Origin of the sequence: Spiroplasma endosymbiont of Tiphia femorata (genome assembly GCF_964020225.1) — a bacterium.
GTDB lineage: Bacteria > Bacillota_I > Bacilli_A > Mycoplasmatales > VBWQ01 > Spiroplasma_E.
In genome coordinates this window covers 561,667-586,141 of the sequence record NZ_OZ026544.1, presented here as the reverse complement: position 1 = coordinate 586,141, position 24,475 = coordinate 561,667, and the positions used below count along the sequence as shown (strand labels likewise).

43 protein-coding genes are annotated in these 24,475 nt (G+C 23.4%); 39 read left to right on the top strand and 4 right to left on the bottom strand.

The genetic code is table 4. The annotated features are described in order from the left end of the window. Positions 1-5: 5 nt before the first annotated feature. From ileS to AACK83_RS03560, 4 genes are read left to right on the top strand one after another with little or no spacing between them, the layout of a single operon-like run. On the top strand, positions 6-2,768 hold the full coding sequence (gene ileS, locus AACK83_RS03575) for an isoleucine--tRNA ligase (protein ID WP_338959422.1): 2,763 nt from the start codon (positions 6-8) through the stop codon (positions 2,766-2,768). Between the two features lie 31 nt (positions 2,769-2,799). Then, complete coding sequence (gene lspA / locus AACK83_RS03570) at positions 2,800-3,507, top strand: signal peptidase II (RefSeq protein ID WP_338959421.1); 708 nt, start codon at positions 2,800-2,802, stop codon at positions 3,505-3,507. After that, entirely contained in the window at positions 3,395-4,318 is a 924-nt protein-coding gene (locus tag AACK83_RS03565) for an RluA family pseudouridine synthase (protein WP_338959797.1), read from the top strand. The genes lspA and AACK83_RS03565 overlap by 113 nt, the downstream gene beginning before the upstream one ends. Then, a complete protein-coding gene (locus AACK83_RS03560) occupies positions 4,318-5,676 on the top strand; it encodes a hypothetical protein (protein WP_338959420.1) in 1,359 nt (452 codons plus the stop codon). The genes AACK83_RS03565 and AACK83_RS03560 overlap by 1 nt, the downstream gene beginning before the upstream one ends. 42 nt (positions 5,677-5,718) lie before the next feature. On the opposite strand, the gene tsaE is transcribed toward AACK83_RS03560, so the two are convergent. The 4 genes from tsaE to AACK83_RS03540 form a co-directional block, all read right to left on the bottom strand. Next, complete coding sequence (gene tsaE / locus AACK83_RS03555; RefSeq protein ID WP_286642683.1) at positions 5,719-6,189, bottom strand: tRNA (adenosine(37)-N6)-threonylcarbamoyltransferase complex ATPase subunit type 1 TsaE; 471 nt, start codon at positions 6,187-6,189, stop codon at positions 5,719-5,721. A 95-nt stretch (positions 6,190-6,284) separates the two neighbouring features. After that, complete coding sequence (locus AACK83_RS03550; protein ID WP_338959418.1) at positions 6,285-6,500, bottom strand: nicotinamide mononucleotide transporter; 216 nt, start codon at positions 6,498-6,500, stop codon at positions 6,285-6,287. A gap of 101 nt (positions 6,501-6,601) precedes the next feature. Next, complete coding sequence (gene pnuC, locus AACK83_RS03545; protein WP_338959416.1) at positions 6,602-7,177, bottom strand: nicotinamide riboside transporter PnuC; 576 nt, start codon at positions 7,175-7,177, stop codon at positions 6,602-6,604. A 22-nt stretch (positions 7,178-7,199) separates the two neighbouring features. Continuing rightward, a complete protein-coding gene (locus tag AACK83_RS03540; RefSeq protein WP_286642680.1) occupies positions 7,200-7,736 on the bottom strand; it encodes a hypothetical protein in 537 nt (178 codons plus the stop codon). Between the two features lie 181 nt (positions 7,737-7,917). Here AACK83_RS03540 and asnS point away from each other — a divergent pair, with 181 nt between their 5' ends. From asnS to AACK83_RS03365, 35 genes are all read left to right on the top strand, one after another. Beyond that, on the top strand, positions 7,918-9,336 hold the full coding sequence (gene asnS / locus AACK83_RS03535; protein WP_422397100.1) for an asparagine--tRNA ligase: 1,419 nt from the start codon (positions 7,918-7,920) through the stop codon (positions 9,334-9,336). A 794-nt stretch (positions 9,337-10,130) separates the two neighbouring features. Beyond that, the gene (locus tag AACK83_RS03530) at positions 10,131-10,262 is read left to right on the top strand and encodes a hypothetical protein (protein ID WP_338957288.1); all 132 of its coding nucleotides are present in this window, start codon (positions 10,131-10,133) and stop codon (positions 10,260-10,262) included. A gap of 12 nt (positions 10,263-10,274) precedes the next feature. Next, positions 10,275-10,793 (top strand): hypothetical protein, encoded by a 519-nt coding sequence (locus tag AACK83_RS03525; protein WP_338959413.1) that lies wholly within the window; start codon positions 10,275-10,277, stop codon positions 10,791-10,793. Positions 10,794-10,927: 134 nt separating this feature from the next. Further along, the gene (locus AACK83_RS03520) at positions 10,928-11,083 is read left to right on the top strand and encodes a hypothetical protein (RefSeq protein ID WP_338957292.1); all 156 of its coding nucleotides are present in this window, start codon (positions 10,928-10,930) and stop codon (positions 11,081-11,083) included. Positions 11,084-11,085: 2 nt separating this feature from the next. Further along, entirely contained in the window at positions 11,086-11,523 is a 438-nt protein-coding gene (locus tag AACK83_RS03515) for a hypothetical protein (protein ID WP_338959411.1), read from the top strand. Then, the gene (locus tag AACK83_RS03510) at positions 11,513-11,806 is read left to right on the top strand and encodes a hypothetical protein (protein WP_338957297.1); all 294 of its coding nucleotides are present in this window, start codon (positions 11,513-11,515) and stop codon (positions 11,804-11,806) included. Before AACK83_RS03515 ends, AACK83_RS03510 begins: the two co-directional genes overlap by 11 nt. A 3-nt stretch (positions 11,807-11,809) precedes the next feature. Beyond that, positions 11,810-11,989 (top strand): hypothetical protein, encoded by a 180-nt coding sequence (locus AACK83_RS03505; protein WP_338959410.1) that lies wholly within the window; start codon positions 11,810-11,812, stop codon positions 11,987-11,989. After that, complete coding sequence (locus AACK83_RS03500) at positions 11,982-12,332, top strand: hypothetical protein (RefSeq protein WP_338959409.1); 351 nt, start codon at positions 11,982-11,984, stop codon at positions 12,330-12,332. Before AACK83_RS03505 ends, AACK83_RS03500 begins: the two co-directional genes overlap by 8 nt. Then, positions 12,325-12,462 carry a hypothetical protein gene (locus AACK83_RS03495; RefSeq protein ID WP_281747958.1) on the top strand — a complete coding sequence of 46 codons (138 nt, stop codon included), beginning with the start codon at positions 12,325-12,327 and terminating at the stop codon, positions 12,460-12,462. The genes AACK83_RS03500 and AACK83_RS03495 overlap by 8 nt, the downstream gene beginning before the upstream one ends. After that, positions 12,462-12,698, top strand: coding sequence for a hypothetical protein (locus tag AACK83_RS03490; RefSeq protein ID WP_338959408.1), 237 nt, complete (start codon positions 12,462-12,464; stop codon positions 12,696-12,698). Before AACK83_RS03495 ends, AACK83_RS03490 begins: the two co-directional genes overlap by 1 nt. Before the next feature lie 11 nt (positions 12,699-12,709). Beyond that, positions 12,710-13,537: a hypothetical protein gene (locus tag AACK83_RS03485; protein ID WP_338959406.1), complete on the top strand. Its 828-nt coding sequence runs from the start codon at positions 12,710-12,712 to the stop codon at positions 13,535-13,537. Between the two features lie 16 nt (positions 13,538-13,553). Then, positions 13,554-13,712 carry a hypothetical protein gene (locus AACK83_RS03480; protein WP_338959405.1) on the top strand — a complete coding sequence of 53 codons (159 nt, stop codon included), beginning with the start codon at positions 13,554-13,556 and terminating at the stop codon, positions 13,710-13,712. A gap of 40 nt (positions 13,713-13,752) precedes the next feature. Beyond that, positions 13,753-13,941, top strand: a complete 189-nt coding sequence (locus AACK83_RS03475) for a hypothetical protein (protein WP_338959403.1) — start codon at positions 13,753-13,755, stop codon at positions 13,939-13,941. A gap of 1 nt (position 13,942) precedes the next feature. Then, entirely contained in the window at positions 13,943-14,128 is a 186-nt protein-coding gene (locus AACK83_RS03470; RefSeq protein WP_338959402.1) for a hypothetical protein, read from the top strand. Positions 14,129-14,145: 17 nt separating this feature from the next. Continuing rightward, the gene (locus tag AACK83_RS03465; RefSeq protein ID WP_338959401.1) at positions 14,146-14,343 is read left to right on the top strand and encodes a hypothetical protein; all 198 of its coding nucleotides are present in this window, start codon (positions 14,146-14,148) and stop codon (positions 14,341-14,343) included. A 509-nt stretch (positions 14,344-14,852) separates the two neighbouring features. Further along, positions 14,853-14,984 (top strand): hypothetical protein, encoded by a 132-nt coding sequence (locus AACK83_RS03460; protein WP_338958910.1) that lies wholly within the window; start codon positions 14,853-14,855, stop codon positions 14,982-14,984. Positions 14,985-14,996: 12 nt separating this feature from the next. After that, positions 14,997-15,515: a hypothetical protein gene (locus tag AACK83_RS03455; protein ID WP_338959400.1), complete on the top strand. Its 519-nt coding sequence runs from the start codon at positions 14,997-14,999 to the stop codon at positions 15,513-15,515. A gap of 134 nt (positions 15,516-15,649) precedes the next feature. Beyond that, positions 15,650-15,814, top strand: a complete 165-nt coding sequence (locus AACK83_RS03450; RefSeq protein WP_338957566.1) for a hypothetical protein — start codon at positions 15,650-15,652, stop codon at positions 15,812-15,814. Between the two features lie 2 nt (positions 15,815-15,816). Continuing rightward, entirely contained in the window at positions 15,817-16,254 is a 438-nt protein-coding gene (locus AACK83_RS03445) for a hypothetical protein (RefSeq protein ID WP_338959398.1), read from the top strand. After that, positions 16,244-16,537 (top strand): hypothetical protein, encoded by a 294-nt coding sequence (locus AACK83_RS03440; protein WP_338957564.1) that lies wholly within the window; start codon positions 16,244-16,246, stop codon positions 16,535-16,537. Before AACK83_RS03445 ends, AACK83_RS03440 begins: the two co-directional genes overlap by 11 nt. A 3-nt stretch (positions 16,538-16,540) precedes the next feature. Beyond that, a complete protein-coding gene (locus AACK83_RS03435; protein WP_338957563.1) occupies positions 16,541-16,702 on the top strand; it encodes a hypothetical protein in 162 nt (53 codons plus the stop codon). Then, complete coding sequence (locus AACK83_RS03430; protein ID WP_338957562.1) at positions 16,702-16,926, top strand: hypothetical protein; 225 nt, start codon at positions 16,702-16,704, stop codon at positions 16,924-16,926. Before AACK83_RS03435 ends, AACK83_RS03430 begins: the two co-directional genes overlap by 1 nt. After that, positions 16,926-17,213 carry a hypothetical protein gene (locus AACK83_RS03425; protein ID WP_338957561.1) on the top strand — a complete coding sequence of 96 codons (288 nt, stop codon included), beginning with the start codon at positions 16,926-16,928 and terminating at the stop codon, positions 17,211-17,213. The genes AACK83_RS03430 and AACK83_RS03425 overlap by 1 nt, the downstream gene beginning before the upstream one ends. Next, entirely contained in the window at positions 17,206-17,718 is a 513-nt protein-coding gene (locus tag AACK83_RS03420) for a hypothetical protein (protein ID WP_338957560.1), read from the top strand. The genes AACK83_RS03425 and AACK83_RS03420 overlap by 8 nt, the downstream gene beginning before the upstream one ends. Beyond that, entirely contained in the window at positions 17,718-17,861 is a 144-nt protein-coding gene (locus tag AACK83_RS03415; protein WP_338957559.1) for a hypothetical protein, read from the top strand. Before AACK83_RS03420 ends, AACK83_RS03415 begins: the two co-directional genes overlap by 1 nt. Further along, positions 17,854-18,129, top strand: coding sequence for a hypothetical protein (locus AACK83_RS03410; RefSeq protein WP_338957557.1), 276 nt, complete (start codon positions 17,854-17,856; stop codon positions 18,127-18,129). Before AACK83_RS03415 ends, AACK83_RS03410 begins: the two co-directional genes overlap by 8 nt. Beyond that, positions 18,098-18,685 carry a hypothetical protein gene (locus tag AACK83_RS03405; RefSeq protein ID WP_338959397.1) on the top strand — a complete coding sequence of 196 codons (588 nt, stop codon included), beginning with the start codon at positions 18,098-18,100 and terminating at the stop codon, positions 18,683-18,685. The genes AACK83_RS03410 and AACK83_RS03405 overlap by 32 nt, the downstream gene beginning before the upstream one ends. Positions 18,686-18,723: 38 nt before the next feature. Continuing rightward, entirely contained in the window at positions 18,724-18,870 is a 147-nt protein-coding gene (locus AACK83_RS03400) for a hypothetical protein (protein ID WP_338959396.1), read from the top strand. A 15-nt stretch (positions 18,871-18,885) separates the two neighbouring features. Beyond that, positions 18,886-19,044, top strand: coding sequence for a hypothetical protein (locus tag AACK83_RS03395; RefSeq protein WP_338957552.1), 159 nt, complete (start codon positions 18,886-18,888; stop codon positions 19,042-19,044). A 34-nt stretch (positions 19,045-19,078) separates the two neighbouring features. Continuing rightward, positions 19,079-19,270, top strand: a complete 192-nt coding sequence (locus tag AACK83_RS03390; RefSeq protein ID WP_338957816.1) for a hypothetical protein — start codon at positions 19,079-19,081, stop codon at positions 19,268-19,270. Positions 19,271-19,286: 16 nt separating this feature from the next. Further along, positions 19,287-19,664, top strand: a complete 378-nt coding sequence (locus AACK83_RS03385) for a hypothetical protein (RefSeq protein WP_338957549.1) — start codon at positions 19,287-19,289, stop codon at positions 19,662-19,664. A gap of 18 nt (positions 19,665-19,682) precedes the next feature. Then, positions 19,683-20,534, top strand: a complete 852-nt coding sequence (locus AACK83_RS03380; protein ID WP_338959395.1) for a hypothetical protein — start codon at positions 19,683-19,685, stop codon at positions 20,532-20,534. Positions 20,535-20,558: 24 nt separating this feature from the next. Further along, a complete protein-coding gene (locus tag AACK83_RS03375; RefSeq protein WP_338959394.1) occupies positions 20,559-20,867 on the top strand; it encodes a hypothetical protein in 309 nt (102 codons plus the stop codon). Between the two features lie 11 nt (positions 20,868-20,878). Next, a complete protein-coding gene (locus AACK83_RS03370; RefSeq protein ID WP_338959392.1) occupies positions 20,879-22,576 on the top strand; it encodes a hypothetical protein in 1,698 nt (565 codons plus the stop codon). A 3-nt stretch (positions 22,577-22,579) separates the two neighbouring features. Then, positions 22,580-24,472, top strand: coding sequence for a hypothetical protein (locus AACK83_RS03365; RefSeq protein ID WP_338959391.1), 1,893 nt, complete (start codon positions 22,580-22,582; stop codon positions 24,470-24,472). Positions 24,473-24,475: the final 3 nt, after the last annotated feature.

The following is a 24,475-nucleotide window of genomic DNA, read 5'->3' as shown; positions in this document are numbered from 1 at the left end:
TATACATGAATAAAAACTATAAAGATACATTATTAATGCCTCAAACTAACTTTGAAATGCGTGCTAATTTAACTATAAAAGAACCACAACTACAAAAATATTGACAAGACCAAAAAATATATCAACAACTAATTAACAAAAATAAAAAATCTACGAAAACTTTTATTCTTCATGATGGACCTCCATATGCTAATGGTGATCTACATTTAGGACATGCATTAAATAAAATTTTAAAAGATATTATTGTTCGCTATTATAATAGTAGCAATTATTATGCACCCTATATTGCAGGTTGAGATACGCATGGTTTACCTATTGAAACAGCAGTTACTAACTCGGGAATTAATCGTAAAACAATAGCAGTATCAGATTTTAGAAAACAATGTCAAAAATATGCAGAACTGCAAGTTGCTAATCAAATTAATCAATTTAAAACATTAGGATTATTAACAGATTTTGAAGATCATTATGTTACTTATGATAAAAAATATGAATCTGAACAAATTAAAGTTTTTGCTAAAATGGTAGAAAAAAAACTAGTATATCGTAATTTATATCCTGTATATTGATCACCATCAAGCGAAAGTGCCTTAGCTGAAGCTGAAGTTGAATATTTAACAAAAACTAGTGCTGCTATTTATGTTGCCTTTTTACTAAATGATGAAAAAAAAATATTTAACTTACCTACCTCACTAATAATTTGAACAACAACACCATGAACCATTCCTAGCAATCAAATGTTAGCAGTAAATGAAGAATTTACATATAGTATTATTAAAACTAATGAACAACAATATATTATTGCACAACCATTGATTGATTCTTTTACTAAAGCAAACAACATCACCGATTTTATAATTGTTAAAACAATTTCTGGTAAAGATTTAATTGGATTAACAGCATTACATCCATTATATCAAAGAAAAACTCCAATCGTTCATGGTTCTCATGTTACTATAAATGATGGAACTGGAATTGTTCACACTGCTCCAGCGTTTGGTGAAGAAGATTTTGATTTAGGATTAAAACATAATATCAAAATTCTTTGTCCAATTAATGATCAAGGTCAATTTACAGCAGAAATCAATGATGAACAATTAGTCAATAAATTTTATGATGATACTAATAAAATTATTGTTGAGCGCTTAAAAAATAATGGTACATTAATTGGTATGAAATGATTTAAACATCAATATCCACATGATTGACGAACTAAAAAACCCGTTATTTATCGTGCCACTTTACAATGATTTATCGCTATTGAAAAAATCAAACCATTACTTACTAAAAATATTAATAAAGTAAATTTTGTTCCTGAATGAGCAAAAAAAAGAATGTTATTAATGACAAATAATCGCTATGATTGATGCATTTCTCGTCAACGTGCTTGAGGATTACCAATTCCAATTTTTTACACCGAAAAAAAAGAACCAATCATGGATATAAACCTTATTAATCATGTTGCTGATTTATTTGCTAAACATGGTTCAAATATTTGATTCGAAAAAGAAGCAAAAGATTTATTACCACCTAAATATCAACATAAAGATAGTCCAAATGGTATTTTTTATAAAGAACAAGACATCATGGATGTTTGATATGATAGTGGCGTTTCCCACTTAGCAGTTATTAAAAATAATAATTTACCTTGACCAGCAGATTTATATTTGGAGGGTAATGATCAATTTCGTGGTTGATTTAATTCAAGTTTAACAACAGGAACTATTACTAATAATAGTAGTCCCTATAAAAACTTGCTGGCACATGGTTTTGTAACTGACGCTAAAGGCAATAAAATGTCAAAATCAATTGGTAATGTTATTAGTGTTAAATCAATTTGTGATACTAATGGTGCTGATATTTTACGATTATGAGTAGCCAGTGTTGATTTTACTGATGATACAAGAATTGGTACTGAAATTTTAAAACAAGTTAGTGAAAACTATCGTAAAATCAGAAATATTTTTCGTTTCTTACTAGGTAATTTATTTGATTTAGATATCAAAACTATTGAAAATAAAACAGAAGAAGAAATTATTAATAGTTTATCAGAAGTTGATCAATATATTTTAAATAAATTAAACAGATTAGTGACTAAAATTAATGAAAATTATCAAACTTATCAATTTAATACTATCTATCATTTAATTTTAAATTTTGTTACTAATGATTTGTCTGCTTTTTATTGTGATTTTACTAAAGATATTTTATATGTTAATAGCAAAAATGATATTAGAAGAAAACAAGTACAAATGACAATGTTTTTAATAGTAAAAACTTTAATTGGTTTATTAGCCCCTATTTTACCACACACTACTGAAGAAGCATTTCAAAGTTTAACTAAAAAAGATTTAAACACAAGCAGTGATTCTATTCATTTAAAAAAATTTCCACAACCATGAAATTTAAACAAACCAACAAAACTAATGGAAAAATGAGAATATTTTATTAACTTTAAAAATGAAGTTAATAAAGTTATTGAACAAGCTAAAAAAGACAAAATTGTTAAAACAGCCTTAGAAACAATAGTGACTATTATTTTTAAAGATAATCATAATATCTTATCAACAATTGATGAAAAAGAATTAGCACAATTATTAATTGTTAGTGAAGTTAATATTAATTATAATAATAGCAACGTTAATAACTGAACTATTAATGTTAAAACAAAAGAGGGTACTAAATGTCCTCGCTGTTGATTAATTGTTAATGAAACAAAAGAAGATGTTTGTAATCGTTGTTTTGAAGTGTTATCCTTAATAATGTAAATAACTAATATTAGTTTAGAAAGAAGTAATTATGGAATTTTCTTGATTAGCAATTAAAAATCATTTAAAAACACGTGATTGAAAATGATTAACTAAAATAATTTGTTTTTGTGCAATTATTATTCTAATTGTCACTGATCAAATGATAAAATTAGCAGTACAAAATGGAATAAAAGTTGGTGAAGAATATAAATTCATACCCGGATTTATTAATTTAAAATTTATTATTAATTATGGTTCTGCTTTTAGTTTTTTTCAAAATCAAAAAATCTTTCTAATAACTTTTGCTTTTCTAGTAGCAATTGCTAGTAGCACCTGACTATTATTTACTAAATCTATTAACAGAGCACTAGGTCTCAGTTTTGTTATTGCAGGAACAATCGGTAATTTAACCGATAGATTTTTACATAATGGTGGTGTTATTGACTTTTTATTATGACAACTATTCCCACCATATACTATTTTTAATACTGCGGATATATTTATTACCATTGGTATCACAATTATTATTCTACAAATAATTATTGGAACCATAATTAATGCCTATCAAGAAAAGTTTGGAGAACACAATAATGAAGTCAACAACGGAACATTCACAACAATCATCAATGATAGAAAATCAAAAGATGATAAAACTAACATATCATGAAAACAAAAATATCCGCATCGACAAATATTTAGCAATGGTATTAACAGAACATCATTATTCACGAAATTTTATCCAAAATTTAATCACTAATGGGCAAGTAATAGTTAATAATAAAACTATTTCATCAGCTAACTTATTATTAAAAAATAATGATGAAATAAATATTATTATTAAAAATGAAAAAGAGAACACTTTAAAAGCAACTGCAATTGATTTTGAAATAATTTATGAGGATAATGAAATTCTTGTTATTAACAAACCTAATAATTTGGTTGTCCACCCAGGAGCAGGTAATTGAGATAATACTTTAGTTAACGGATTATTATTCCAATCTAAAATTGAAAATATTGATGAAAATAATTTACGTCCAGGCATTGTTCATCGTATTGACAAACAAACGACAGGGTTATTATTAGTAGCTAAAAATAAAATTAGTCATCATATTTTAGCAGAACAATTACAAAAACATGAAATTAAACGAATTTATATTGCATTAGTTCATGGTACAATTAAAGGTAGATCAGGAACCATTAAAGCGCCTATTGCTAGAAGCAATAATAATCGTCTAAAAATGATGGTCAATGAACAAAATAGTAAGAAAGCAACTACTCATTTTACAGTTATTGAGCGATTTAAAGACTATACTTTAGTTCAATGTCAATTAGAAACTGGTCGAACACACCAAATTCGTGTTCATTTTGAGTGAATTGAACATCCAATTGTAAATGACCCTTTATACAGCAAGTTTAAATTGGAAAATGCTAATATTGGACAATACTTACATGCTAAAGTCATTACTTTTACTCATCCCACAACTAAAAAAGTTATGACTTTTGAATGTAATTTACCTGATTTTTTTGAAAATAAATTACAATTATTACGAAAGGAAAGTGTTAAATAATGGATGATAATATTCTAGATATTTTAGGTTTACAATTAGTTGATTATTTTATTAGTCATCAAGATTATCGACCATTTAATGTTCCTAAAGAATTAAAACTACATGTTAAAGGTGAAGTATATCTAACTAATAAAGATAGTAATACTTATCATATCATTAAAATTATTAAAGAAAATAATTTTAATCCTCACCATTTAAAAAATAAAGATGAAGTTTATGAAATTTTACATAAACAATTAGCAGATGAAGGTGTTAAAGATATTCGTTATTTAATGGTTATTTTAAATGATGATAACCAAAACGAAAATCGAATGTCACCAGCGGTTGATGTTATTATTGCTACTAGTGACAAAATTGTTCAAGAATTATCTAAATTTTATCCTAGTATTACTAAATTTATTAAGGTAGACTTACCCCAACTTGAAACTGAAACCGAAAATAATGAAGAGACTAATGAAGATAATAGTACTGGAACTTTAAGTGATAATTGAAAAAAAGTTAATTTTCAAAACCGTCGTTACTTAAGCGAAACATTAAAAAAATGTACTAATGCTAATTTGGCAGTTACCTGATTTCTTTTTATAATTCCTATTATTACACTTGTTGTTTTTCTAGTAATTATAAACCTTAGTCAAGATGATTGATTAGCATTAGATTATAAACAACAACATTTGCTTTTTGGTGCCAATTATCATAACTTAATATTTGGTGCTTATCAATATTGAAGGTGATTAATTTATCCATTTGCTGGTAATGATATAAATCCTTCAGCTCCTATTAATTTAATATTTTCACTTTGAATGTTTTATCGTGTTGGTAGATTTGTTGAAGGATTTTATGGATTATGAAAAGCAATTTTCATTTGAATTGGTGCAATGATTCTAACCGGTATTTTACAAAGTGTTGTTGATAATATTAATATCATGTCAGGATTTTGAGTTTTTCCTGTAATTTCATTAGGAGCAATGTTACCTTTCATTTGAAATTATAAATTATTTAAAACTCCAATTATGAGTCGTTTCTTTACAACTATTTTATTAATGTTAATATTTTGATTTATAACTGATCAACAAGTAGTGACATTATTATATTGAATGATTGCTTTTGTCACAGGATGATTATTTGCTTCTTTAATCGGATATCATAATCGTAAAATAACTGTGTATTATGCTTTTAGTCCAATTGCTATTGGTTCATTAGTATTATTTGCTGGTTTACTTTGAGGTTTAAATAATTATTATCCTGTTGATGATAATAATTATACTTTAGAAGTATTAAAACAATATCAAAAATTTGGTCTAATTAGTCAAAGTACTATTAATAGTATTATGCTTAATTACTTTCACATACAAGTATAAAAAAAAGTAGGAAAAATCCTACTTTTTTTTATAAATAAAATTCTATATTTTTTTTAATGCATCAAATAAATACTTTTCTTCCTCTTTTGTAAGAAGATTAGTATTAATAACTATCTGTCTACTATTAATATCAATAATTTTAAAATCTATAGCAATATATGAATAATTATTAAAATTAATTTTTAATCTTTCCGATCATTCAATTATCATAAAATTATTCATCATTATTTCATAATATTCTTCTAAATGAGGATTAATTAAACGATAAGCATCCATATGAATTAAATTTCATTCATATTTAGTTTGATACTTATTTCAAATAATAAAAGTTGGTGAATTAATAATATTTTTAACTCCAAGTAAATTACCAATTAATTTAGTAATTTGCGTTTTACCACTACCAAGCGGACCATTTAATAATAAAATTAAATTTGGTTTAGCAATTTTAGCAATTATTTTGGCAAGAGTATTAGTGTCATCTAAATTTTTTAATATATATACATTTTTTTTCATAATAACCTTCTTTGATAATTATTTTATACTTTACAAACTATTATACAAAATAATAACTTATTTTCTAAATTATTATTTTTCTTATTTAAAAGTTATTACTGCTCATATGTTTCTTTTTTAACTACTACTTTTTCTTTACTTCTTACAAAAAATCATTGATAAAAACCAAAACCAGAATTACCAAGAGCAACAATTCACATTAATAAAAGATTTACATCCAAACGATTATGAGCAACTCCCGAATACATAGCTATTTGAAAAATATTAACAATTATTCAAAAAATTCATTGTTCACGAAAACGTAATAACATTAGTATTTGCGCAACAATACTTAAAGAATTAGTTAATGAATCTAGAATATGTGGTAAAACTTGTTGAAAAGTATTACCATCAAAATCATATTTCCCTAAAATTACACGTGAAAATTCAGGAATTTCAAAATAAAAAAATACTGATAAAACAATTGCAAAGTAATAGTAACAATACTTGTTTTTAAATTTAAACGTTTAGAAATTATTTCTTGTTGTGAATCTAAATGAAATTTCCATAAACTATAGCCAATAAATTGAAAAGGCAAAAAGAAAAATAAATTCAACTGCATATCACCAACATAATCTCAAACTAAAGCAATACAACCATAAATAGTAACAGAAAAAAAGCCTCAAAAAAAATTAGAAATTTTACCAAATGAAATTAAAATTATACAAATAACATTAGTAAAAGCAGCAATACCATTTAAGAATAATAATACTTGCTGTCAAGGATGATAAACTTGACGATTTACAATAGTTCAAACCGAAGGATATAAATTAGGATTAATAAAATGATTCAAATCAAAAAATGTATTTCATAACATAAAAATCCCTAAACAAATAATAGCTACTTTAGCAGAAAATGGAATTTTATTAAGATCTTTGGGTATTGATAATAAAAATTCTTTTATATTTTTCTTTCTTTTTATAAATCTAAATTTTATATCTTTAAACATATTTTCTTCCTTTTAAATTTATTTATTTATTTATGTTCACTATTGTATTATTCAATCGTAATTTTCCATAAATTGCCAATGTAAGTGCATCATTAACTTTATCTAGTTCACTCTCATTAATAAAAATACCATTAATACCATTTTCACCAATACTACCATCACCTTTACCAAAATAACTTAACTTTAAATCTAAATTCAAACTAGATAAATCAACAGCATAAAAATGTCATATTTTTATTGAAGTTTTATTAGCATAGTAACTACCAAGTCTATAAATACAATCAAGTTTTAAGCTTCTAATATTAATTCCTGTCTCTTCTAAAATTTCATTCTTAACAGTTTCTAGTGATGATTTACCTAATTTACAACCACCTGTTAGAGTACTAAAAAATGATATCTTTTTATTTTCAAATAAAGGATTCTTTTCTTTCATTAATAAAAATCAATATTGATTGTATTTATATACAAAAGGTAAAACTGCAACTCCTTCATTATTACATCATGGTTCACTAACACCTGTCATAAAGCCATTAGTAATTAACTTTAAAAATTTGCCCATAATAAACCCCCTTTACTATAAGTAATATTATAACATTAACTTAAAATTCAATTTGAAATTTTATACTAACTAAAAATAAAATTTATCCCAAATATTAATGAAAAAAATCATAAATAATTCCCTACTAAGATAATAGTTAATATATAATTTATTTATTATATAAAAATAAATAGGAGGAACAATAATGATTTACACAATTAATAATTTATTTATTAATAGTAACGATAAAACTAAAAAAATACCAACACAAGTAACTGTTAACGGTTGGGTTCGTTCTAATCGAAATAGTAAAAAAGTTGGGTTTTTAGATTTAAACGATGGTTCTTCAATTAATAACTTACAAGTAGTATATGATCCAAATTTAGAAAATACTAACAATTTAACTAATGTTACTACTGGTAGTGCTGTTACTATTACTGGTAATTTAATTTTAACACCAAATGCGAAACAACCATTTGAACTAAAAGTAATTACTGCTACTGTCTACAACATATGCGCTAATGATTATCCAATCCAAAAAAAAGAACATACAAATGAATTTCTTCGTGAACATGCACACTTACGTGTTCGTACTAATACTTTCTTGTCATTATTTAGAATTCGTGATCAAGTATCATGATCTATTCATAATTTTTTTCATAATAATCAATTTATTTACCTACATAGTCCTCTTATTACAGCTAATGATGCTGAAGGTGCTGGTGAAAATTTTATTGTTACTACTATAACTAATGATAAATATGAAAAGGATTTTTTTGGGAAAAAAGCCTCATTAACTGTTAGTGGTCAGTTAAATGCTGAAGCCTACGCTCAATCTTTACAAAAAGTTTATACATTTGGACCAACATTTCGTGCTGAAAAATCTAATACTACACGTCACGCAGCAGAATTTTGAATGGTAGAACCAGAATTTACCTTTAGTAATCTACAAGATAATATTATACTAGCCCAAAAACTAATAAAAACTGTTATTAGAGATGTTCTAAATAATTGTAATTCTGAATTAAAATTTTTAGAACAAAAACAAGAAACTAAAAATGAACAATCACTAATTGAAAAATTAGAAAAAATTGCCGATTTTAAATCTGATTTTAAAGTTATTACTTATACAGAAGTCATTGAATTACTTTTAAATGCGCAAAAAAAAGGAAAAAAATTTGAATTTAATGAAATTAAATGAGGAATTGATTTACAATCAGAACATGAAAGATATTTATGTGAAGAAATAACTAAACAACCAACTTTTGTTATTAACTATCCACAAACCATCAAAGCTTTTTACATGAAACTTAATCCAATTGATAGTAATTATCCACAACAAAAAACAGTGGCAGCTATGGATTTATTAGTGCCAGGGATTGGTGAATTAATTGGTGGTTCTGTTCGTGAAGATAATTATGAACAATTACTAAAAAATAAAACCCAATTCAAAATTGAGGGTAATGATCTACAATGATATTTTGATTTAAGAAAATATGGATATGCACCAAGTGCTGGTTTTGGTTTAGGTCTAGAAAGATTTTTAATGTTTATTACTGGTATTAATAATATTAGAGATGTTATTCCTTTTCCTCGTACACCAAATAACTTATTATTCTAAAATAATAATATTTTAATAATATCTTTTTAAATTAAACTTATAATGTTATTTAAAACTCCTATTACTACATTAAAATCCAACATAATATATAATTAATTTAGTATTAAATAATTATTAATAAGTTAAAAAAGAAAGGATATTTGTCAAATTTACGAAATAATTAATTATTACATTAGTAACTTATTTCCAAAAATGAATTATTTGAAAAATAATGAAAATTAGACAAAATTACTCTCTTTAACCCTTAAATTTTTAAATTTATATTCGACGTATTTTAAAAAATATACATTTAAAAAAAATAAAAATTATTATCAAAGTTATTAAGGAAAAAGACAAGAAATAATCTTGTCTTTTTTTGTAATTGTAAAATTTTAAAATTTTTAATAATTTTCTTTAATACTATTATCAACACGTGTTAAGGAATTAAAAAAGTGAACCACAACACAGTTGTTCAAAATAGTGGCTAGCATGTGGACTTGCATGGATAAATAAGAAGTGGATGATGCCTAATAAAATATACTAACCAGAAATGGTAATTCTTGGGGTGGGAGCGAATTGGAAACTAGTGTATATAGACCTGTTGTAGGGACCTATTGTATTAATTCTATTCTTTATTTAACCAACCTTGCCACTCCCCAGTGAGCAAGTGTTGGTTTTATTTTTTATTTTTTTTGAAAAATTTTTTGGGCGAGAAAATAAATTTCAAACTTGTAAAAAAATTGAGCGGGACCGGTTCAATTAAAAATATTAATTTGCTAAACGCAAATTAAATAAATATTGAATCGAATGCCTCAATGTTTTTTAAAATTTCACAATTTATTTTTGAGCCCAGAATTGCTGGAATGAATAAAACGAATAGTAGTATTATTAATAATCTAAAAATCAAAATATATGTTCTTTATGCTAGAAGCAACAGAACATATTAGGAAAGGATTATTATGCAAATAGAATTTAAAAAAGAACAAATTGTTAAAGATAGACCACAATCTATTCTTATTGATTATGGTGAATATAAATTACAATGTCCAAAATGAATGGTTAAAAATAATAGTTTTATTGCTGATGATAAATATACATATTGAGTTTTTAATTTAGAAAATATTAAAAGAGAATTAAGTGGTAATGAATTAATAAAATTATTAGAACCATATATTAAAGACCAAAAAATAACTGTTAATAAACCAACCGCTCCAAAAGAATATTATCTTAATGATATAAAACTTGAACCATTAAAATTTTATGAACAGCATAATAGTTGATTTATCTGTGAAATAACAGATAACAAAACTAAAATTACTAATCCTTGTTTTAAATATAACATTACGTGAGAAGAAAACAGAAAAGATTTTAAAATAAATAATCCATATAAACATGATGATTTACCAATTAATTATTTAGTTACTTCTTATAAGGAAATTTCAACTCATAATGAAAAAGTATTTTTGTTGAACATGTAAACAAAATAAATTAGATTATTTATTCTTTAATACTAATGATATAAAAACAAGAAAATATTTTTTAAGAGATAAAAATGGTAAAGCAATTTGTTATGACTGTATTTTAAATGTTAGGTTAAGTAGGAGGTATAAATATGGATAAAGAAAAATTAATTTATTATCTTGATAATGAATTTATGGAATTACTTAAAGATGATATTAGTGATGAAATTAAAATTAATATTAGTAATTGAAAACTTAAATTAATAATGAAATTACAAGAAAAAATTCAAAATGGTGAATTTGATTAATTATGCATTATGACTTAATTATTGGAATTGACCCCGCTGGAATTGGTAATAATGGAATTATTATATATTCAAATGAAACAAATAGAATTATTTATATGGAAACATTCAACACAACACATGTTTTTGAAAGTAAAAATCGTTTTAAAAGAATACTATCGATAATTAAAGAACAATTTTTTGATAAAAAAATATTAGTTATTGTAGAAAATTTCTTTTTAAGTTCAAAGCAGTTATTAACTAATCCATTAGCAACTCCTAAAATTATTGGCGCGTTAATGGTATTAGTTCAAGATATTATGAACTGAGATTATCAAGAAAGTGAACCAAAAAATAAAAATAAAATAGAAAATTATAAAGGAAATATAAAATTAACAAAACATGAACAAGATGCATATAAGCATATTCAATACTATTTAAGGAATTATAAAAATGAAAGATAAAGCCAATTATGTCAAATTAACAGTAAAACTAAGTAACACTATTGAAGCAAAATATTACGAAAAAGGTAATAAGGAATTATATTATAGTGTTCGTGCTCAATGAAATGGATTAAACTATGTTACTTTAATTTTTAATAAACCAAAACTTTATAATCGATGTATTTTATTAAACAAAAATGATGAAATTTTAGTAACTGGTCAAATTTTTAATACTTTAAATATTCCTAAAAATCGTGCATTTTGTTCAATCAATGTTAAATGATTTAAAAAATGAAAAGAGTAAAAAATGATATTATGAAAAATTTTATTAATAGTACCAATATTAATAACAAGCATAACACTAATAATATTTTTAATATTTATTATTAAAGAATTAAAAAATGAATATAAAGTTTTAAAATTATTAAATTCAATTGCAAAAAATTTAGAAAAAAATAATCAAATAAGGAGAATAAATAATGAATAGATGTACATGAACTGAAACAATAACATTTGAAAAATTTATTCATGAACCATATTATGATGAAATTAAAAATAAACAAAGACAAAGACAATGTGAAAATATGACAGATGAGCAATTTGATGAATATGGAAGAGCATATTGTAAAGAACATAGAATTAAAGTTGATGAAATTAATAAATCAAGACATAAAAATTGTATTAATAAAGAAAAATTAATTAATTTTATTATAACAACTCTAAAAGAAAATAAAGAATCTAATTCTAGTAATTTATTTAAAATAGGAAAAGAAAGTGTTTTATTTAATCTTCAGATTTATATTAATGAGGGAGACTTTGATAATGAATAAAGAAAAATTACTTAAATATATGAAAGATATAATTAAATGAACTAAAAAAATTAATTATACAAACTCTGATTTTGACAAAAATATTTTAAATTTATTAATTGAAAAAATAGAAAAAGGTGAATTTGACTAATGATAATATTGCCTACTTTATTTGAAAATAAAGATGAAATTGAAATATTATTACCATTTCCAAAAGCAATTCATACAAGTAATGATATTAGAGCAATTATTTTAAGACAATACCCAAATGTTAAATCAAAACATATAATTGTTTCTGACCCAGAAAGTAATGTTGCATTAATAGTTGGTGATAATGATGTTTATCAAGGTTGAATTAAAGTAACAATTAAAAAATTAGAAAATTAAAGGAGAATAAAATGCCAAGTATAGAAAATCAATCAAATTATACTTTAACTAAATTAATTAGAATTGGAATAAGTCCAATTTGTGCAATGATTGGTACAAGTGCTTATTATGGTCAAGTAATTGCAAATCCAGTATTAGGTTCAATTAATAGTTTATTATTTGGTAAAAAATTAGGTTTAGATATTTGAAATTTAAATCAAAGACCAAATACTAAAACTAAATTAATTAATAGTAGTAAAAAAATATTACTAGGTTTAGGAACAATTGGATTAGCAAATTATAGTAAATGAACAGAAAATAATATTAATCCTATTATTCCAACAACAACAACTCCAATAACTACTACAACTACAACTGAGGGTCCTCCATGATTACTATTAGATAAACAAGAACATCAGTCATTAATGGATTGAGATACATATATTAGTTTAAATGCTTATGGTATTTCAAATCTTATTAGTGGATTAACTGAGTTAATACCTAATAAATTTGAAGCAATAAGAAAGATTTGTAATATGGCTACTGGTGGTTGTTTAATATCAAGTGGTGTAGCAATGGGTATAAATAATGATTTTAATAATGCTTATGCAATACCTACTATAATTGCTGGTGCAAGTGAAATTATTCATAATTTATTACCTATGGAAAATACAAATCATATTGAAGAAATGCAAGAAACACCATTTACAAATGAAGCTACAAGATTAATTAATGATAATAGATTTACTATTAATAGTGAAACTGCAAGTCAATATTATGGTAGTGATAATATGAGCGAAGTACCATTAAATCATGATAATACTTCATTAAATTGAGATTATAATCACATGAGTTTATAAAGGAGGTGAATAATTTATGAATAAAGAAAAAATAATTGAATATTATAATAATGAAATTCAGACATATAAAGATAAAATGGAACAATTAAATAAAGAAATTGCCTTATTAGTAAGCATTATGAGTAATTCAAAATCAATGATTGAAAGAATTAATGGTGGTCAATTTGATGAATAATTAAAAATTAAAAATAAATAGTTGAAAGGAAAATATTGAAATGAAAGAATTTTTACATGAATTAATAATTATTGGAACAAATGTTGGAACATTAATTTGCAGAGAAATTATTGTTTTATTAAAAAGATTTATCACAACTCCAAAACATGTTAGAGCAAATAACAAAATTATAAAACATCAAAAAAAATTAGCAAAATTAAATGAAAAAATTAATAAAGGAGAAAAATAATATGACAAAAATTGAATTTAATGAAAAATATAGAAAACAAGATATCAGTATTGATAGAGATTTTGATTTACATATTGATAATTGTTTTAAATTTTCTGATATCAATACATTAGAAAATGCTGTTAATGATTATAAAAAACTAATAAGTGAAATGCCACAATTAGTTAAAGATTGATTACTGGAATAAGATTAGGAGAATGTTAAATGTTAGAAAATGAAGATAATGTTCAACAAACAACTGAACCTTTAACTGAAAATAATGCTCAACAAGAAATAGAAAATAAAGTTAATGAAGCAGAAAATAAGTTAAATAAACTTAATCAAGAAATTAAAGAAAAAGAAATGATTAATATATTTAAAAAAGGGAGCGTACCGAAGATGTCGATAAATAAAAATTTTTAAAAATAACTCCTTTCTTTTTTAAACTATTAAATTAAAAAATAAATGACAAAAGACGAGAATAAAATTCTTGTCTTTTTTTGTAATTGTAAAATTTTAAAATTTTTAATAACCGTCTTTAGCACTATTATCAACACGTGTTAGGGAACTAAAAAAGTGAACTACAACACAGTTGTTAAAAATAGTAGCTAGCATGTGGACTTGCATGGATAAATAAAAAGTGGAGTGATACCTAATAAAATATACTAACCAGAAATGGTAATTCTTGGGGTGGGAGCGAATTGGAAACTAGTATATATAGACCCGGAGTGGGGACCAACTATTATTCTTTATTTAACCAACCTTGCCACTACCAAGTGAGCAAGTGTTGGTTTTATTTTTTATTTTTTTTTGAAAAATTTTTGGGCGAGAAAATAAATTTCAAACTTGTAAAAAAAATTGAGCGGGACCGGTTCAATTAAAATATTAATTTGCTAAACGCAAATTAAATAAATATTGAATCGAATGCCTCAATGTTTTTTAAAATTTCACAATTTATTTTTGAGCCCAGAATTGCTGGAATGAATAAAACAAATAGTAGTATTATTAATAATCTAAGAATAAAAATATATGTTCTTTATGCTAGAAGCAACAGAACATATTAGGAAAGGATTATTATGCAAATAGAATTTAAAAAAGAACAAATTGTTAAAGATAAACCACAATCTATTCTTATTGATTATGTTGAATATAAATTATCTCTTCCAAAATGAATGATTAAAAATAATTCTTTTATTGTTGATAACAGTTACACATATTGAGTTTTTAATTTAGAAAATATTAAAAAAGAATTAAGTGGTAATGAATTAATAAAGTTATTAGAACCATATATTAAAGACCAAAAAATAACTGTTAATAAACCAACTGCTCCAAAAGAATATTATCTTAATGATATAAAACTTGAACAATTAACATTTTATGAACAGCATAATAGTTGATTTATGGATGAAATAACAGATAACAAAACTAAAATTACTAATCCTTGTTTTAAATATAACATTACGTGAGAAGAAAACAGAAAAGGTTTTAAAATAAATAATCCATATAAACATGATGATTTACCAATTAATTATATAGTTACTTCTTATAAGGAAATTTCAACTCATAATGAAAAAGTATTTTTGTTGAACATGTAAACAAAATAAATTAGATTATTTATTCTTTAATACTAATGATATAAAAACAAGAAAATATTTTTTAAGAGATAAAAATAGTAAAGCAATTTGTTATGACTGTATTTTAAATATTAGGTTAAGTAGGAGGTATAAATATGAATAAAGAAAAAATACTTGAATATCTTAAAGATGAATGAGAATGAAATAAAGAAATGAGAGACGATGAAAAAGTAACTAAACTTTGAAAAAGTTGTTTTAATGGAAGATTAAATCTTATATCTCAATTAAATCAAAAAATTAAAAATGGTGAATTTGATTAATAATGCAATATGACTTAATTATTGGGATTGACCCCGCTGGTATTGGTAATAATGGAATTGTTATATATTCAAATGAAACAAATAGGATTATTTATACAGAAACATTCAACACAACACATGTTTTTGAAAATAAAAATCGTTATAAAAGAATATTATCAATAATCAAAGAACAATTTTTTGAAAACAAAATATTAGTTATTGTAGAAAATTTCTTTTTAAGTTCAAAACAATTATTAACTAATCCATTAGCAACTCCTAAAATTATTGGTTCATTAATGGTATTAGTACAAGATGTTTTCAACTGAGATTATCTAGAAAACCAACCAAAAAATAAAAATAAAATAATAAATTATAAAGGAAATATAAAATTAACAAAACATGAACAAGATGCATATAAACACATTCAATACTATTTAAGGAATTATAAAAATGAAAGATAAAGCCAATTATGTCAAATTAACAGTAAAACTAAGTAACACTATTGAAGCAAAATATTACGAAAAAGGTAATAAAGAATTATATTATAGTGTTCGTGGTCAATGAAATGGTTTAAACTATGTTACTTTAATTTTTAATAATCCAAAATTTTATAACCGATGTATTTTATTAAACAAAAACGATGAAATTATTGTAACTGGTCAAATTTTTAATACTTTAAACATTCCTAAAAATCGTGTATTTTGTTCAATTAATGTTAAATGATTTAAAAAATGAAAAGAGTAAAAAATGATATGATGAGAAATTTTATTAATAGCACCAATATTAATAACAAGTATAACACTAATAATATTTTTAATATTTATTATTAAAGAATTAAAAAATGAATATAAAGTATTAAAAATATTAAGTGAAATTGCTAATCAAATTGAAAATAAGGAGAATAAATAATGAAATGTTTTCTTTGCATGCATGGAGAAATATATTCTCCAAAAACCTTGTATAAAATAAAAAAATTGAAAAAAATAATTTACCAAGATAGAGATATTGATAGTGAAGATTTTAAGAAAAGATATGAATATCTTTTAAAAAAATTAGGTGATGGTGATAATCAAATTATTTGAATAAATTTATTAATAAAGCAAGAAAGAAATAATAGAAAGGAGAATAAATAATGAATAAAGAAGTATGTTGTGAAGATTGTTGTGTATGTGATAAAAAACATGATTTATTTACTTGTGAAAAAAACTGCTGAGAAAATGTATGTGAACATTGTTATCAAGGTGATAAAGAACATAGAAATAAAGTTGATGAAATTAATAAATCAAGACATAAAAATTGTATTAATAAAGAAAGATTTATGCAATATCTTAAAAACACATATCGCTTAAACGGATATTATGAAGAAGTTTATAAACCAATTAAAACCAGAATTAAAGACCGGTGATTTGATAATGACTAATTATTTACTTTCAATTGACCCAAGTATTAAAAATACTGGATTTACTTTATGAAAAAAAGTTTATTTACATGATAAATATGATTTTTGAAATTGAAAACCAATATTTGTTAAAAGTTATAATTTAAAAGAATATGATGGACAAAGAAAATTTTATTGAGATATAAAAGTTAATGATAATGAATTGGATTTAATTATTGAACGTGGTACTTTTAATTCAAAAAATGGTATTGGTTATGAAACTCAAGAACATTTACGTGGTTTTATTGCAGGACAATTTAATAAATTATTAACAAAAGATATGTTAATAAGTCCAAGTGAATGAAAGAAATGATATGAACGTTATGACCCACCTATTTTTTGATTAAGACCTTGAGATAAAGAACTAAGTATATATGTTGCTGAAGAAATTATTAAAGAAAATAATTGAAATATAAAAATATCAAATCATGATGAAGCAGATAGTTTATTAATTGGTTGATATTATTTAAATAAGGAGAATAAATAATGAATAAAGAAAAATTACTTAAATATATGAAAGATATAATTAAATGAACTAAAAAAATTAATTATACAAACTCTGATTTGGACAAAAATATTTTAAATTTATTAATTGAAAAAATAGAAAAAGGTGAATTTGATAATGACTAAATTAACAGATTTATTTGGTCAAGATAAAATAGAAATATTTTCACCAAATCCCAAAGATTTAACAGATAGTAATGATATAAAAGCAATTATTTTATGAAAATATCCTAATGTTATTGCTGAATATTTAGTTGTTTCTCAACCACATGCAAATACTGCTATTTTAGTTGGTGATAACGTTCACTATACAGGTTGAGTTGAAGTGTTTATTAAACCAAAAAATGAAGGAGTAAATGAAAATGCCAAATGACACGAATGTACAATCAAATAACTATACTTTATTAAAAATAATAAGAATTGGAATAAGTCCATTATCAGCAATGATTGGTACAAGTGCTTATTATGGTCAAATTATTGGTAATCCAGTATTAGGAAGTATTAATGCTTTATTATTTAGTAAAAAGTTAGGAATTGATATATGAAACTTAAATCAAATGCCAAGTACTAAAAAGAAAATATTAAATTCAAGTAAAAAAATATTATTAGGTTTAGGAACTATTGGTTTAATTAATTATGCAAAATTTACAAAAATCAATCCTAATCCTGAACCACCACCTTGATTAACAACTACTACCACAGAAACACCACCATGACCATTATTATTAACTAATGATAATAAACAACAAATGGATTGAGATACATATATTAGTTTAAGTACTTATGGTATATCAAATCTAATTGGTGGGTTAAGTGAATTAATACCTAATAGATTTGAAGTAATAAGAAAAATATGTAATATGGCAACTAGTGGATGTCTAATTTCAAGTGGTGTAGCTATGGGTATAAATAATGATTTTAATAATGCTTATGCAGTATACCAACAATAGTTGCTGGTGCAAGTGAAATTATACATAATTTATTACCTATGGAAACTACAAATCATAATCAAGAAATGCAAGAAACATCATTTACAAATGAAACAAGAAGATTAATTAATAGTGATGCTATTAGTAATAATAGTGGAAGTAGTGATGTTTTATATGAAAGACCAACTACATATGATAGTTTATAAAGGAGATGATAACTAATGAATAAAGAAAAATTGATTGAATATTATAACAATGAAATTCAGACATATAAGGAAAGAATGGAACAATTAAATAAAGAAATATCTTTATTGGTAACTATTATAAGTAATTCAAAATCAATGATTGAAAGAATTAATAATGGTCAATTTGACGAATAATTAAAAATAAATAATTGAAAGGAAATAATTGAAAATGAAAGAATTTTTACATGAATTAATTATTATTGGAACAAGTGTAGGAACATTAATTTGTAGAGAATTAATTGTTTGATTTAAAAGATTTATTACAACTCCAAAACATATTAGAAGAAATAATAAAGTGATGAAACATCAAAAAAAATTAGCAAAACTTAATGAAAAAATTAATGGAAAAGAAAATAAATAATAAAGGTGTGATTTAAATGTTAGAAAATGAAACTAATGTTGAACAAAATACTGAACCTTTAACTGAAAATAATAATTTACAACAAGAGCAAGAAATTAAGATTGTTGAATTAGAAAATAAGTTAAATAAACTTAATCAAGAAATTAAAGAAAAAGAAATAATTAATATATTTAAAAAATATCAAGTTAAAAAAGAATTTTATGAATTTTTAAAATTTAAAACAAGTAATATAGAAAATTCAAAAATTGAAGAAACTATTAAAAAAATGATTAAAGAACAACCACTATTTAAAGAACCAATTAATACAGGTGGTAAACAAGAAACAATATTAACAAATCAAGAAACTTCAATAAAAAGTAGTTTATTAGATTATAAAAAGAAAAATAATTTATAAAAGAAAGGAAAATTTAAAATGCCAAATCCAGTGCCATTTAAACAAAATTTAGATAATACTACAAAATTAGTAGAAACACCTGAATTTATAGAATTTTATAAACAATCAAATAGTCCATGAGCAAGTTTTTTTCCAATTGAAATGGTTAATTCTACAAAAATTGAATTTATAGTTAAAAAACCAAAAGACCCAACATTCAAAATACTTCATTGAAATGATAAAAGTAAAGAATTAGAAGTTGGTTATGTTGATACTGATAAAATTATTAAAGAAATTACAAAAGAAGCTAGTACAGGAGAAATGATTGGTGAAGTTGATTTATTTGCAGATAATGGGCAAAATTTACTAGAAAGTATGCAATATGAAGTTGCTAATGATTTAGCAGATTATTTAGCAAATAATGATACAAATACAATTGCTAAATCTGCCAAAAAAGTAATCATTACTGATACAACACCAGTAGGATATTTAAAATCAATGTTATCAGCATGAAATACTTTATTTCAATTAAGAAATAGTAATAATTGTAAATTTTTTATAACAAATAGTCTTTATGATACTTTAGTTTATTTAGCAGATAATAAAGGTTTAATTACTGATAATCAACTAGCACAACAATTAAGATTAAATGGAACAAATTTATATATTAAAGGTGTATTATGTCAAATTGTTATGGATGATTATATGACATTTAAAAATACTGAAAATAAAAATCAAATTATGAATTTTGTTTTAGCAACACCAAAAGCAATGAAAAGATATATGTTACAACAAACTAGTATATATGTTGAAGATATTAAAGATGGTAAAGTTCCAAAAAGATATTTAGTTGGTGGACAAGTAACAGGAGAATCTATTCCTTATATGTAAAACTCAGAAACAGAATCAAGATGAATGTTATGTGGTATTGTTAATAAAAAATATTTAAGTGAAGAAATTACAACATTAACAACTAATATTACTGCTGATACTACTAAAAAGAATAAATTATTAGATACAACAATTAAAAATACAACTGAACTAAATAATTTAAATCCAAATTTAACAACTCCAATTATTAATTATTTTAGTGATGCCCAAGGTCAAGTTGATGTAAGTAATCAAAACCAAAAAGCAGGAGATTTATATGTAGTAATCACTACTAATGACACTGATAAAAATTATCAAGGTTCAACAAATCCTATAAAAATAACTCTTAAATAAGGATAATTATTATGCCAATTGGTACAACTAGTACAGCAATACTTTTAAACATAAATAAACCAAAACATACTAGAACAAGTCAACAACAAGAACATAAAAGTTGATGATGAGAAATTTTAGAAATGATTGGTGTACAAGTAATAGCAGTAGCACTTGCTCCTTTTACTGGTGGATTAAGTGAAAGTTTAGCACTTGGTTTAGGTGCAAGTGATTTACTTGCTAGTATTAGTGCTGTTGGTGTAGAGTTTTTAACTGATTTTACTATTAATCAAGTTTATGATTATTTAAAAGGAAATGTTACACCATTAAATACTTTTTTTAATATATTACCTGCATTTGCTGGACTTAATAGAATTAGTCGTGGTTATCGTACAACTAAATTTATTAGTTTAGCAGAAAAAACTAAAACATTAGAACAAATTGGTATTAAAAAAGCAAAAAATTTACAAGAAATCATTAGTCAAGTAAGTGAAAAACAATTTTTAACAGATAAAATTATTGGAAATAAACGTTATTTATTTAATTATAACCATGCTCCAAATCGCGAAACAATAATACAAAATTTAGGTTTTGTTGCTGAAAGACAATATAAAAATAATTTTGCAAAATTAGAAGTACAAGAATTAAAAAATTATTTATTATTACAAAATGAATTAATAAAGTTAAGTCCACAGTTAACTCCTAAATTTAAAATTAAAGATATTGATAAAGCAAACAATTTTTTACAAAAATATAATACTGATTTAAAAGAAGTATTAAAAATGAACCAACATGACTGATTAAATTTAGTTCATACAATACATGCAGAAAATAGATATGGAAAATCTTTAATTTTAGATTTACAAAAAATTCGTGCTAATGCAATTAAATTTAATTTTAAAAATAGTTCAATTCATAAATTAGTATTAAAAGCAAATCAAACTTTTAAATATTTTGATATTAAATTTTATTTTAAAAAAGGTTTAAATAAATTTTGAAAAGATACTTCATATTTTGAAAAAATAAGAATAAATATTTATAAATTACAAGAGAAATTCGAAAAATTAGAAAAACAAGCATTTGAAAAAATTAATAAATTAAAAGAAAAAACAATTGATGTATTTACAAGTGCTGAAAAGAAAGCAATTAAACATGCACAATTAATTCCATTAAATTCACCAGTATTTATGGCTTGTAAAATTCAACCTTTATCATTAGATAAATGTGGAATTACTATTTATCATCGTAATCCTAAATATAAACCAATTGTAGTTATTGATAGTATTATCAAAGCAGAAACTTTTGTTATTCAAATACATCCATTTCATTGATATAGATGATATAGCGGTTGATATATTGGATATGGAGTTAGTCAAAATAAATGATTAAAAAGTATTGCTTTTGCTCCACCAGTTGTACAACAAATGATTAAAGATAGTTTTAAAATTTATAGGCAAATATTAAGGACAATTAGAACTTATCATAAAGTAATTAATGTTATTAATAATCCTATTGATAATGTCAATAAATCATTTAAAAGGGTTGGTTTAAAATTCTCAGTTAATACTGTATTTGGTACTGGATTGTTAAGACATTTAGAAAAATTTGCATATAATCAAGTTGTAAAAAAAGGAAAGAAAAAATTACAAAAAGAAATTATACATATATCACATAGAAAAACTAAATCAAAAACCAAACGTTATAAAAAAGCATTTTTTAAGGAATGATAAAATATGATTAATAAACTTTGAACTGGTGTCAGTTTAGAAAATTATAATAACTGATATCCATTAACTGGAACAATTACAGAAACACCACGACAATATATAAATACATGACCAAATGTTGATGATTGATTTAAAACATTTGCTATTCGTGCTCAAAATGATATTAATGCTTATCTTGATTTTATTTTATCTAAATTTCCTTTTGATAGTTTTAAAGATGAATTAATTAAAGAAACATTAAGAGATATGGTTTATGTTATGGTTGAACATTGAGTATTTAATCGTACACCAATTGAATTTAATGTTGATGCTACTATTCAATTTAATAATGGTAATCAATTTAGTGCAAGTAGTACTCCTACGATTAATATTTGAGATTTAACACCTAGTAGAATGAAAATATGAGCAAGATTAACAGAATTAAAACAAATATTTTCAAATTATAATAATGATGAAATAGATGTTGAAAAAATTGACTTAAAAGCATTTTATACTAGAAACCAAGTTAATGAATTAATTCAAGAACAAAAAGAATTTACATTATCAAAGCAAATAAAATTATATGATGATACCATTAATGGTAATAAAAATGAAACATATAGGGGACCAGTTACAAATTTAATAAATAAAGGTTATGTTGCAACAGAATATGACTCAAAAACTGAAACTATGATTTTAGATTGACCTAATGAAATTGGAACATTACCACCTGATGTTTTACAAAACAATCCACAAATTGGTGATTATACACATGCACCAACTTGTGATTTTTCTGCTAAACAACAAAAACGAATTACTACAAATGAAAATGAAATTACCAAATTAAATAGTGAATTAATTAAAACAAACGAAAATATTAATGATGTTAAAAATAATTGATTTAATATTGAAACTAGTCCCTTATGAAAAAAAGTTGAAAATAATAATATAGAAATATTTAAATGATATTTTATTAAAATCAGTTATCAATATTCAACAGAAAATAACTTTATGAAATTTTATAAAGTAATTAAAATTTATTTAAATAATGTTTTTAATGAATTTGAATTGCTAAATGTTGATTCCATGACGTATAGTGAACAAATCCAAAATAAAAGAATTTTAAATACCGGAACGATTTACTATAACAATAAAAAGAAAGAATTTAGTGGTGGCGGTAATTCTTATCCTGAACGTGGAAAAATTAATTTAATTGGTGATATAGAAGAAATATATCAATATCAAGGAATAGATACACCAACTGAATTTATAGCAGAAGAAAATACTGAACATGATTATTATACAAAACTAGAAACAAATCAATTATTAGATAAAAAACAAGATAAGTTAATTGCTGGTGAAAATATTAAAATTGATGAAAATAATAAAATTAGTGCTACTTGCGGGAAAACTGATTTAACTGATTATTATAAAAAAGAAGAAGTAGATAAAAAATTAGACAATAAAATGGATAAAGACCAATTCAAATATGCTTTTTCTATAAATACTATTGGTACTGAAATTCCTAATTTAGAAACTACTGATAAAACTGTTGCTGGTGCTATTAATGAAATTATCAAAAAACAACCACAACCAATTCCAATTCCTCCAAGTAGTTCAATTTGAAAAGAAGTAGGAATAAGAGAAAAAAATAAATGAGATAATTGACAAATTACTTATGATTTTATAGTTAATAAAAGATATAAAGTTTATTATTCTTGAAATATATATAATAATGTTTTTGCAATTAAAGAATTTATTATAACTAATACAAAAATAGCAGGTGTACCAATAGAAGTTTTTAACAATAATACTAATGTCTTAGTTTTATCAGTACAACACTCAAAATTTATTACTATTTATTCTTTAAAAGGTAGCGATAAAGGTAATACATGAAAATTAGAAGAATTACAGGAATAAAAT